Origin of the sequence: Methylogaea oryzae (genome assembly GCF_019669985.1) — a bacterium.
Lineage (GTDB): Bacteria > Pseudomonadota > Gammaproteobacteria > Methylococcales > Methylococcaceae > Methylogaea > Methylogaea oryzae.
In genome coordinates this window covers 3,137,250-3,148,235 of the sequence record NZ_AP019782.1, presented here as the reverse complement: position 1 = coordinate 3,148,235, position 10,986 = coordinate 3,137,250, and the positions used below count along the sequence as shown (strand labels likewise).

The following is a 10,986-nucleotide window of genomic DNA, read 5'->3' as shown; positions in this document are numbered from 1 at the left end:
GCCCGAATTAGGTTTAGCCGGATTCGTGCCAACTGTCTCCTGTCGCCATTCAACGCATCGCGCCATGCTTCCGACCGCCAAACCCACCGTATTGCTTGTCGAGGACAGCGGTTCCTTGGCCGCCGTCTACCAAGGGTACTTGCGCGAGGAGGCCGTGCAGCTGGTACTTAAGGCCAGCGGCGCCGAAGCCATGGCGTTCCTGGCTCTCCACGCCCCCAGCGTGGTGCTGCTGGACCTGAAGCTGCCGGACATGGACGGCATGGACATCCTCAAGCACATTCACGAGCACGGCATGCCGTGCAGCGTGGTCATCATCACCGCCCACGGCTCGGTGGACGTGGCGGTGGACGCCATGCGCTACGGCGCTTTCGATTTCATCGAGAAACCATTCAACGCCAAGCGCTTGCTGGTCACCGTGCGCAACGCCCTGGAGCGGCAAAATCTCAGCCGCCTGGTGGAGACCTATCGGGAAAACTTCGGGCGCGACAGCTACCACGGTTTCCTCGGCGCCTCCCTGGCTATGCAAGCGGTGTACCGCATGATCGACAGCGCCGCGGCCAGCAAGGCCACGGTGTTCATTACCGGAGAAAGCGGCACCGGCAAGGAGGTGTGCGCCGACGCCATCCATAAGCAGAGCCCGCGCAAGGACAAGCCGTTCGTGGCGCTGAACTGCGCCGCCATACCCCGCGACTTGATGGAAAGCGAGATTTTCGGCCACGTCAAAGGCGCTTTCACCGGGGCGGCGGCCGAGCGCAAGGGGGCGGCCGGCCTGGCGGACGGCGGCACGTTGTTTCTGGACGAAATTTGCGAGATGGATATGGATTTGCAAAGCAAACTGCTGCGTTTCATCCAGACCGGCACGTTCCAGAAAGTGGGCGCCAGCCAGGCGGAACAAGCCGATATCCGTTTCGTCTGCGCCACCAATCGCGATCCCTGGGCCGAGGTGCAGGCCGGTCGTTTCCGCGAGGACTTGTTTTACCGCTTGCACGTCATTCCCATCGCCTTGCCGCCGCTGCGGGAGCGGGAACAGGACGTTCTGCTGATCGCGCGCCATTTTTTGCGCGAATACGCCAGGGAGGAGGGCAAGGCGTTCAATCGCTTCGCGCCGGAATGCGAAAACGTGCTGTCGGGCTATGCCTGGCCGGGCAATGTGCGGCAGCTGCTCAACGTGATCCGCAACGTGGTGGTGCTGCACCAGGGGGAGGCGGTGACGCAGGACATGCTGCCGCCGCCTTTGAGCCGGGCGGCGCCGCTCGCTCCCGCCGCCGCCAAGCCGCCGGCCGCGGCGCCGACGCCGCCCGCCGAAGCGCCGGCCATCCAACCCTTATGGCTGCTGGAAAAACAGGCGATCGAACAAGCCATCGCCCGGTGCGACGGCAATATTCCCAAGGCGGCTAGCCTGCTGGAGGTCAGCGCTTCCACCATCTACCGCAAGCTGCAGGCTTGGCAGGGCGGCGCATAGGGAAGGCGCGCGGCGGGATGGCGGTTTGCTCCTGCTCCGTCGCATTTTGCAAAGCGAATTGCATCGTCGCGGCCGCGCGCGGCTGAGTCGCCCCTCTTCATGGCGGCGGTTTGCGCCGTCATCGCGCCAACGGCCGGCTTGGCACTTATGCTGCTAGAGGGGGATATCAGCCGTTGCTTAACTCCCGGGTACGCCACTATGTTTTTACGTCGACAATCGCCGTGCCCGGGGGATAGGCAGCTTCAGGAGCACGTCATGAGCAGCCAAGTCGTACCCCCGTCCAACGTCCCCCAGCACTACGCCAGCCTGCTGGACAACTTGCCCGACATCGCTTGGCTCAAGGACGCCAAGGGGCGTTATCTGGCGGTGAACCGGGCGTTCGCCAAGCTGTACCAGCGCCCGGTCGAGGAAATCCTGGGCAAGACCGATTTCGATTTTTTGCCGCGCCGTCAAGCCACGCTCTATGCCAGGCAGGACGCCCAGGTCATGCGCACCCGGGTGCCCAGCCGCTACGAAGATTACATGCTGGAGGACCGGGATGGCTGGCTGGAGACGGTTTGGCTGGAAACCCAGCTAACGCCGGTGGTGGACGAGGAAGGCACGTGCACCGGCCTTTGCGGCATTACCCGCGACATCAGCCTGCACAAGCAGGATCTCGCCGCCTGCGACGAGCAGAAGGAGCGTTTGCGCTTTTATTTCGATCAGCCGCTGATCGGCATGGCGCTGTTGGCGCCCGGCGGGTTTTGGCTGGACGCCAACGACCGGCTGTGCCAGACCTTGGGTTACGACCGCGCCGGTTTGATGGATACCGAGTGGAAGCAGCTGGTGCACCAGGACGACGCGGCGGCCGACGCGGCGGAGTTCGAACGCCTGTTGCTGGGCGAGGTGGAGAGCTTCCAGGCGGACGAGCGCTTCCGTCGGGCGGACGGCGAGGTCATCTACGGCCACGTGCTGGTGCGCATCGTCCGCAAGCCCGACGGCAGCCCCAATTATTTCTTGGTCATCCTGGAGGACGCCACCGAGCGCAAAGTGGCGGAGGAGCGCCTCGCCCTGGCGGACAACGTGTTCGAGCATGCCGCCGAAGCCATCGTCATCACCGACCGCAACAACCGCATCATGCGCGTCAATCCCGCCTTCACCCGCCTGACCGGCTACACCGCCGAGCAAGCGTTGGGCCGCGACCCCAGCATGCTCAGCTCCGGACGGCACGACACGGCTTTCTACGCCAGGATGTGGGCCATCTTGCTGTCTTCCGGCGAATGGAGCGGCGAGGTGTGGGACCGCCGCCGCGACGGCAGCGTTTATCCCAAATGGATGACCATCAAGGTGGTGTTCGAACCGGGCGGCAAAGAAGTGGCCTATTTCATCGCGGTGTTTTCCGACATCAGCGAGCGGCTGGAGGCGCAGGACATCATCCGCCACCTAGCCTATTACGACGCGCTGACCGATTTGCCCAACCGCTCCCTGTTCGTGGAACGCCTGAACCAGGCGGTGGAACTGGCCGAGCAGCAGGACGAAGGTTTGGCGGTGATGCTTTTCAACATCGACCGCTTCAAGTCCATCAACGACACCATGGGACACCGCATCGGCGACGATTTGCTCAAGCACGTGGGGGCAAGGCTGCGCGACATGCAGAGCCCTGGCAACACGGTGGCGCGCATGGGCGGCGACGAGTTCGCGATTCTGTTGACCGACATCAAGAAAAAGCCGCCGGCGAGTTTGATGTCCCAGCTCCACGCCCAGTTGCAACAGCCGTTCCATGTGGGCGGCTACACCTTCCACCTGGTTTTCAGCGCCGGCATCAGCCTGTACCCCGCGGACGGCGGCAACGCCGAACGCTTGCTGAAAAACGCCGACAGCGCCGTGCACTACGCCAAACAGAAGGGCGGCGGCCAATTCCGCTTTTTCACGCAGCAGATGCAGCGCTTGGCCCTGGAGGCGCTGCACGTGGAGTACGAACTGCGGCTCGCCATGCAGCGGGGCGAACTGGAATTGCATTATCAGCCCCAAGTGGATCTGCGCAGCGGCGAAATGACCGGGGTTGAATCTTTGCTGCGCTGGCGCCATCCGGAAAAAGGCATGATTCCGCCGGCGAAATTCATCCCGGTGGCGGAGGATTCCGGTCTCATCATTCCCATCAGCGAATGGGTGTTGGAGGCCGCTTGCCGCCAGGCGAAGCAGTGGCAGGAGCAGGGCTTGCCGCCTTTTACCGTGGGCGTCAACCTGTCCGCCCGCCAATTCGAGCGGAGCGACCTGCTGGGTTTGGTGGAAAGCGTGCTGGCCAGCACCGGCCTTGCCCCGGAACGGTTGGATCTGGAAATCACCGAAGGCGCTTTGATGGGGGACGTGGAGTCGGCCCGCTATACGCTGACGGCGTTGCGCGCCATGGGCGTCAAGGTGTCGGTGGACGACTTCGGCACCGGTTATTCGTCCCTCGCCTATTTGAAAGCGTTTCCCTTGAGCAAGCTGAAGATAGACCAGTCCTTCGTGCGCAATCTGGAAAACGACGCCAGCAATGCCGCCATCGCCAAAGCGGTGATCTCCCTCTCCCACAGCCTCGGCTTAACCGTGGTGGCGGAAGGGGTGGAAACGCTGCAACAAAAGGAATATCTGTCGGCTTGCGGCTGCAATATCGCCCAGGGTTATTTCTACAGCCGGCCGCTGGAAGCCCATGCGATCGGCGAATTCCTGGCCGACACTTCCCGGCTTGCGCTGGAACCGCCGGAGCGTCCGGCTTCCGTCCGCGTGCCCTTGCTCAGAACCCGCCTCATGTAGCCTCCCGCCGGCCGGTTTCTCCGCCTCCCGCACCGTCCGAGCGGACGGTCGCGGAACCGCTCGCCGCCCCGTTTTTTCGGGGCTAACCCCGCCGCTCCGGCCAGGGTCGGGCCTGCTTGGCCTTGACATCGCCGCGTCGCCCTGTAACTTTGCCAAGTTTAATCGCATGGGCGAGGGGTCCCGGGCGGGACCGCCCCATGGTCGACGTTATCAGCTCGGCAGTTCGGAGGCCAAATTTGAGCGGGTATGTAGAGATCAAATCAAAGCTGGAGGTTATTCAGCTCGTTCGTCAGATGATAAAAAACAAGGGGATGGTCAACGCCTCCCTGGGCCAAGGGAAGGTGAATTTCCCCACGCTGCTGCTTGAGGTGTATCCGGAGGACAACGCCATCGTGGTGGACGGCTCCAGCGACGATTCGATCAACCAGTTGATCGGGCAGAGCCGCGCCGTGTCCTTCAACGGCAGCGTGCGCGGGGTGAACGTGGCGTTTGTTTCCAAGGTGTTGAAGGTCGGCAAGTTCAAGGGAGCGCCGGCGTTTTCCATCGGCATTCCTTCGTCGATCAAGTACTTCCAGGCGAGAAGCAGTTTTCGGGTCAAGACGCAGTCGCAAGCTTCTTGCACCGTGTCGTTGCCCAATATGCGGACCGTGACGATGCTCGTCGACGAAGTGAGCGTGGGCGGGGTGCACCTGATGCTGGACAAGGATGTCGGCCATATTTTCGCTACCCGCCAGGTGTTCAAGAATTGCCAGCTCAACCTGGGCGGCGCGGGCAAGATCGAATGCACGTTGGAGGTGCGCAACGTTCGGCCGGCCGGCGGCAAGTGGACGGGCATCGGCTGCAGTTTCGTCCAGTTGCCGGCCACGGCGGAAGCCGCGCTTTCGCGTTTCATCGCCCAGCAGGAAATCAAATCGCGGGGCAGGCTCTGATCCGGCCGCCGCCCGGCGGCTTTCAAAGATTGGCGATGACGCGGTTGCCGAATTCCGAGCAGGATACCTCGGTCGCGCCCTCCATGAGGCGGGCGAAGTCGTAGGTGACGGTTTTCTGGCCGATGGTTTTCTCCAGCGCCCGGACGATGCGGCCGGCCGCTCCGGTCCAGCCCAGGTGCTCCAGCAGCATGACGCCGGAGAGCAGCACCGAGCCGGGGTTGACCTTGTCCAGGTTCGCGTATTTGGGCGCCGTGCCGTGGGTGGCTTCGAACACCGCGTGACCGGTGAGGTAGTTGATGTTGCCGCCCGGCGCGATGCCGATGCCGCCCACCTGCGCCGCCAGGGCGTCGGACAGGTAGTCGCCGTTGAGGTTGAGGGTGGCGATCACGTCGAACTCCTCCGGCCGGGTCAGCACCTGCTGCAGGGCGATGTCGGCGATGGCGTCCTTCAGCAATACCTGTCCCGGCTCCGGCCGTCCGCCGCAATCGTCCCAGGCGACGATGCGGCCGGCGTATTCCCGCTTGGCCAGGGCGTAGCCCCAGTCGCGGAAAGCGCCTTCGGTGAATTTCATGATGTTGCCCTTGTGCACCAGGGTGACGCTGCGGCGCTGGTGCAGCAGGGCGTAGTCGAAGGCGGCGCGGATCAAGCGCTCCGAGCCTTCCCGCGAGACCGGCTTGACGCCGATGCCGCTGCTGTCCGGGAAGCGGATTTTGTTCACCCCCATCTCGTTTTGCAGGAAGCCGATGAGCTTTTGCGCCTCGGCCGATCCGGCCGGCCATTCCACCCCGGCGTAAATGTCCTCGGTGTTCTCGCGGAAAATCACCATGTCCACTTTTTCCGGCATCTTCACCGGCGACGGCACGCCGTTGAAATAACGCACCGGCCGCAGGCAGACGTACAGGTCGAGCATCTGCCGGATGGCCACGTTGAGGGAGCGGATGCCGCCGCCCACCGGCGTGGTGAGCGGCCCCTTGATGCCCACCAGGTAGGTTTTGAAGGCTTCCAGGGTTTCGTCCGGCAGCCAGGTGTCGAACAGCCGCTTGGCTTTTTCGCCGGCATACACCTCGGTCCAGGCGATTTTCTTGCCGCCGCCGAATTCCTTTTCCACCGCGGCATCCAGCACCCGCACCGCGGCGCGCCAAATGTCCGGGCCGGTGCCGTCGCCTTCGATGAAGGGGACGATGGGGCGGTCCGGCACCTCCAGTATTCCGGCGGCCGTCATGCGGATCGGCGTTGCGTCGGCGGGTACGATAGGCTTGGGTGATGTCATGGCTTATCCTTCCATTCACGTTGCGGCCGGCATTGCCGGCAACGCTACACCGTTCCGCCGGAAATGGCTACAAACGGCGACGGCCGTTTGCCGCGCTTATGATCGCCGTGCGCAGGGCGCCCGCCGGCCGACGATGGGTGCGATAAGCATGGCTTATTTTACGTAAGATTTGTTGTGGTTTAGCCTTATAAGTAACGGCGGATCGTCATCAATCAGGCGGCCGGCGGGGGCAGCACCGGTTTGCCGGCGTCCTGACGATGGGGATGGGCGCTTTTTATGTTCGCGTGGCGAGAGATGGCGTTGATGCCGAGTAAACGTCCGTTCTGGTGGGTGGCTTTGATAGTCGGTCTGACGCTATTCGCCGGGACGGCGTGGGCGACGGCGGCGGAAAAAATCGCTTTGCAACTCAAGTGGTTGCATTCCTTCCAGTTCGCCGGCTATTACGCCGCCGTGGCGCAGGGGTATTACCGGGACGAAGGGCTGGACGTGGAAATCCGCCAGCGGGTTCCCGGCGTCAACAACATCGAGCAGGTGCTGTCGGGCGAGTCTCAATACGGCGTGGCGGATACCGCCCTGCTGCTGGACCGCCTGCAAGGCAAGCCGGTGGTGCTGCTGGCTTCCATTTTCCAACACAATCCGCTGGTTTACATCACCCTGAAAAGTTCGGGCATCGTCAGCCCCTACGAGCTCATCGGCAAACGGGTGATGAGCGACCCTATCGACGACGCGCCGCTGGTCGCCATGTTGCTCGAGGCCGGCATCCGGGCGGACCAGTTCACCCGCTTGGGCAATAGCTTCAACGCCGACGACCTGATCGACGGCAAAACCGACGCCATTTCCGGCTATCTCACCGACCAGGTGGACTATTACAAGCGCAAAGGGGTCGAGATCAACATCATCGACCCGCGCAACTACGGCGTGGATTTCCTCGGCGACAATCTGTTCACCACCGAGCGGGAGCTGCGCCAGCGGCCGCAGCGGGTGGAGCGATTCCGGCGGGCGTCGCTCAAGGGATGGGACTATGCGTTGAAGCATCCGGAGGAAACGATCCGGCTGATTCTGGACAAGTACAATCCCCACGGGCGGCTGACGGCCGAACACCTGGCGTTCGAAGCGCGGGAAACGGCCAAGATGATCCTGCCGGACACGATCCCGTTGGGCCACAGCGACGCCAAGCGTTTCCAGCGGATGGTGGAGGCTTACCAGCGCTTGGGGCTGGCCGGGGAATCGAACCATCTGGCGGGATTCGTTTACGGCCAGACGCAGCCGGCCGAATTGCAGATCAGCGCGGCGGAGAAAGCCTGGCTGCGGGCGCATCCGGTGATACGGGTCGGCATCGACCGGGATTTCGCGCCTTACGAATGGGTGGACGACCAGGGCCGCTATGTCGGCTTGGCGGCGGATTACCTCGCTTTGGTGGAGCAGCGCCTGGGCGTCCGTTTCGACATCGTCAAGGACAAGTCGTGGAAAGAAATCCTCGATATGGCGCGGCGCGGCGAACTGGACATGATCGTCTGCGCGGTGAAAACCCCGGAGCGGGAAAAATACCTGAGTTTTACCGAACCTTATGCCGACACGCCCATGGTCATCATCGACGATGGCCGCGGCGGTTATCTCGGCACGCTGGAACGCTTGGCGGGCAAGCGCGTGGCCGTGGAAAAGGGCTATTTCATCGAGGAGCTGCTGGCCCGCGACCATCCCGAAATTCAGGTGCTCACCGCTCCCAGCGTGCACGAGGCGCTCAATTTGGTCGGCACCGGCCAAGCGGACGCCTATATCGGCGACGCCGCCTCGGCCAACTACGCGGTCAAGCGCGACGGCTTGCTGAACCTGCGCTTGTCCGGGCAGACCGGCTACCACAGTCGGCATAGCATGGCCGCCGTCCGCGCCCATCCCGAATTGGCCGGTTTGCTGGGCAAGGCCTTGGCCGCCCTGTCGCGGGAGGAAAAAGACGCCATCCGCAACCGCTGGATGAGCCTGAAGGCGGAGCCCGGCGTCAGCATGGCGACCATTGCGAAATATGCCGCCGCGGCCCTGGGGCTGTTGCTGCTGATCGGCTACTGGAACCTGCGCTTGCGGCGCGAAATCGTCGAACGCGCCAGGGTGGAGGAAGCGCTGCGTCTGCAGAAAGAGCACCTGCAAGCCATTTTCGATAGCGAGCCGGAGTGCGTGAAGGTGCTGGCGCCGCCGGACGGCCGTTTGCTGCAAATGAACCGGGCCGGTTTGGACATGCTGGAGGTCGACGATATCGACGAGGCGCGGCACCACGGCTTGCTGAACTTTTTGTTGCCTGAATACCGCGAGGCCTACCGCAGCTTCAATCGGCGCGTTTTCGCCGGGGCCAGCGACATGCTGGTATTCCAGATCGAAGGCAAGCGCGGCACGCGCCGCTGGCTGGAGACCCACGCCATGCCACTGTCCGATGGGCATGGCGGCGTCAGCTCCCTGGTGGCGGTGACGCGGGACATCACCGCGCGGCGCCGCATGGAAGAAGAATTGACGCGTTACATGGCGGACTTGGAACTGGCCAAGGAGGCGGCGGAGCAGGCCAGCCTGATGAAAAGCCGCTTCCTGGCCAATATGAGCCACGAGATCCGCACGCCCATGAACGCCATCATCGGCTTCAGCGAACTGGGGTTGGAAAGCTCGCACGACGAAGAGGACCGGGTTTATTTCCGCCACATCCACGTGGCGACGGAGAACCTGTTGGGCATCATCGACGACATCCTGGATTTTTCCAAGATGGAGGCCGGCGAACTGCGCATCGAAGCCGTGTCGTTCCTGCTGAGGGAATTGGTGGCCGGCGCCGCCGCCCTGATCCGGCCGAAGGCGCAGGAAAAGGGGTTGGCGTTGAATGTGGAAATCGCCGACGGCGCGGACGGCATGTTCGTCGGCGATTCGCTGCGCATCCGCCAAGTGCTGGTCAACCTGCTGGGCAACGCGGTCAAGTTCACCGCCCAAGGCGGCGTGGCCTTGCGCGTGGAGCGGCTGGGCACGGCCGACGGCCAGGCCGTATTGCGCTTCGCCGTGCACGACACCGGCATCGGCTTGCGGCAGGACGAAATGGCGCGGCTGTTCCAGCCGTTTTCTCAGGCGGATGCGTCCACCACCCGCCAATACGGCGGCACCGGCCTGGGGTTGGCCATTTGCCGTCAGCTGGTGGCTTTGATGGGGGGCGATATCGGCGTGGAAAGCACGCCCGGCGCCGGCAGTTGTTTCAGTTTCACGGTGCGGGTGGGGCTCGCCGAGGAGGCCTACGCTTCCGAACCCGAGGCGGAGGAAGTGGCGCCGGACGCCGACGTGTTGCGCGGCCGGCGGGTCTTGCTGGTGGAAGACAACGAGGTCAACCAAGTGGTCGCCAGCAAGATTCTGCAGCGGCACGGCATCGAGGTGGAGCTGGCCGGCAACGGTCAAGAGGCCTTGGAAGCCTTGGCGGCGCGGCCCTACGATTGGGTGCTGATGGACGTGCAAATGCCTGTCATGGACGGCCTGGAAGCCTGCCGCCGCATCCGCGCCGACGGCCACTGGCCGGGCTTGCCGGTGATCGCCATGACCGCCCACGCCTTTCCTGAAGAAGTGCAAAACTGCCGCGACGCCGGCATGGACGACCACATCGCCAAGCCGGTGCACGGCGAGCAGTTGTCGAAGCTGCTGGTCAAGTGGCTGAGCGCCTGAGTCGAGCCGTTTAAGCGTCTCCATGCCGTGAGTTGGAGCGGTTCCGCGTTTCTTGTGCCTTCCGTTATTCGTGTCGCGGCATTTCGTGCTGTGACGATATGCCGTAAGCACGCGGGTGCTCCATGTCCCGGGGCTGTTCCTGAGTATCGGTCCAACCCAATGATTTATCCGCAGTTATTTAGTGTTCGAATGATTGGCACGGAGATCGCTATCCACTAAGCAACGCGATGAGTCCCAGCTGTTCCGTTGAGGAAATCGTTTCAACGGCCCGCTTTGCATCATCCGTTTGTTTCGTCGCCAGACGAGTCCGTTCCCCCTTAATGAGGTCATTCTGATGAAACTGAAATACGCTTTTGCGCCGTTGTTGCTGTCTTCTCTTGCCGTTAGCGGCGCGTACGCGGCGGGTGCGCCGATGAGCATCGACTTTACCGAGGTCAAAACACAGTCGGAAAAAGCGCTTGCCAGCGGCAAGCAAGGCAATGCCGAGGCGTTTGCGCAAGCCGCGGAGGAGGCCTTCAAGCAAGCGAAGGAGCAGAACGATAAGCGCTCTTCTCCCGCCATGCAGCGTATCGTCGGCAAACTGAGAGCCGCAGTGAACGAAGCCAAGGCGGGCAAGCTCGCCGAGGGTACTTTAGCGGTGGAAGAGGCGATAGCGAACATGAAACAACCGGCGGCGCCCAAGTTCGGCGGCGGTTCCTAAGGTTACGATACGGCCTTAAGGGCATCGCTTCGCCCTACCTGTTGCGGCATCGATTTTGCCAAAGCGGGTAGGGCGTTTTGCTGTGTGCCGAGTCGGCCGGGAAAGAAGGGGGCTGGTTTTGTGTCAACGCAGCCCCCCAATGCCCCGTAAAGGTTAGGATCGGGCCGGCTACGGG

The 10,986-nt window shown here is 63.1% G+C and carries 6 protein-coding genes; 5 read left to right on the top strand and 1 reads right to left on the bottom strand.

What is annotated here, in order from left to right:
* The first annotated feature begins 64 nt into the window (after window positions 1-64).
* The 3 genes from K5607_RS13885 to K5607_RS13875 all read left to right on the top strand — a co-directional run bounded on the left by K5607_RS13885 (window position 65) and on the right by K5607_RS13875 (window position 5,166).
* Window positions 65-1,462: a sigma-54-dependent transcriptional regulator gene (locus K5607_RS13885; protein ID WP_221047367.1), complete on the top strand. Its 1,398-nt coding sequence runs from the start codon at window positions 65-67 to the stop codon at window positions 1,460-1,462.
* Window positions 1,463-1,717: 255 nt separating this feature from the next.
* Window positions 1,718-4,237, top strand: a complete 2,520-nt coding sequence (locus K5607_RS13880) for a sensor domain-containing protein (RefSeq protein ID WP_221047366.1) — start codon at window positions 1,718-1,720, stop codon at window positions 4,235-4,237.
* 197 nt (window positions 4,238-4,434) lie between these two features.
* Complete coding sequence (locus K5607_RS13875) at window positions 4,435-5,166, top strand: flagellar brake protein (RefSeq protein ID WP_082411386.1); 732 nt, start codon at window positions 4,435-4,437, stop codon at window positions 5,164-5,166.
* 22 nt (window positions 5,167-5,188) lie between these two features.
* Here the strand turns inward: K5607_RS13875 and icd are convergent, their stop codons facing one another.
* Window positions 5,189-6,436 carry an NADP-dependent isocitrate dehydrogenase gene (gene icd / locus K5607_RS13870; RefSeq protein ID WP_221047365.1) on the bottom strand — a complete coding sequence of 416 codons (1,248 nt, stop codon included), beginning with the start codon at window positions 6,434-6,436 and terminating at the stop codon, window positions 5,189-5,191.
* A 303-nt stretch (window positions 6,437-6,739) separates the two neighbouring features.
* Between icd and K5607_RS13865 the strand changes: the two genes are divergently transcribed.
* Entirely contained in the window at window positions 6,740-10,111 is a 3,372-nt protein-coding gene (locus K5607_RS13865) for an ABC transporter substrate-binding protein (RefSeq protein WP_221047364.1), read from the top strand.
* Between the two features lie 334 nt (window positions 10,112-10,445).
* On the top strand, window positions 10,446-10,811 hold the full coding sequence (gene smbP, locus K5607_RS13860; protein ID WP_082411384.1) for a small metal-binding protein SmbP: 366 nt from the start codon (window positions 10,446-10,448) through the stop codon (window positions 10,809-10,811).
* Window positions 10,812-10,986 lie beyond the last annotated feature (175 nt).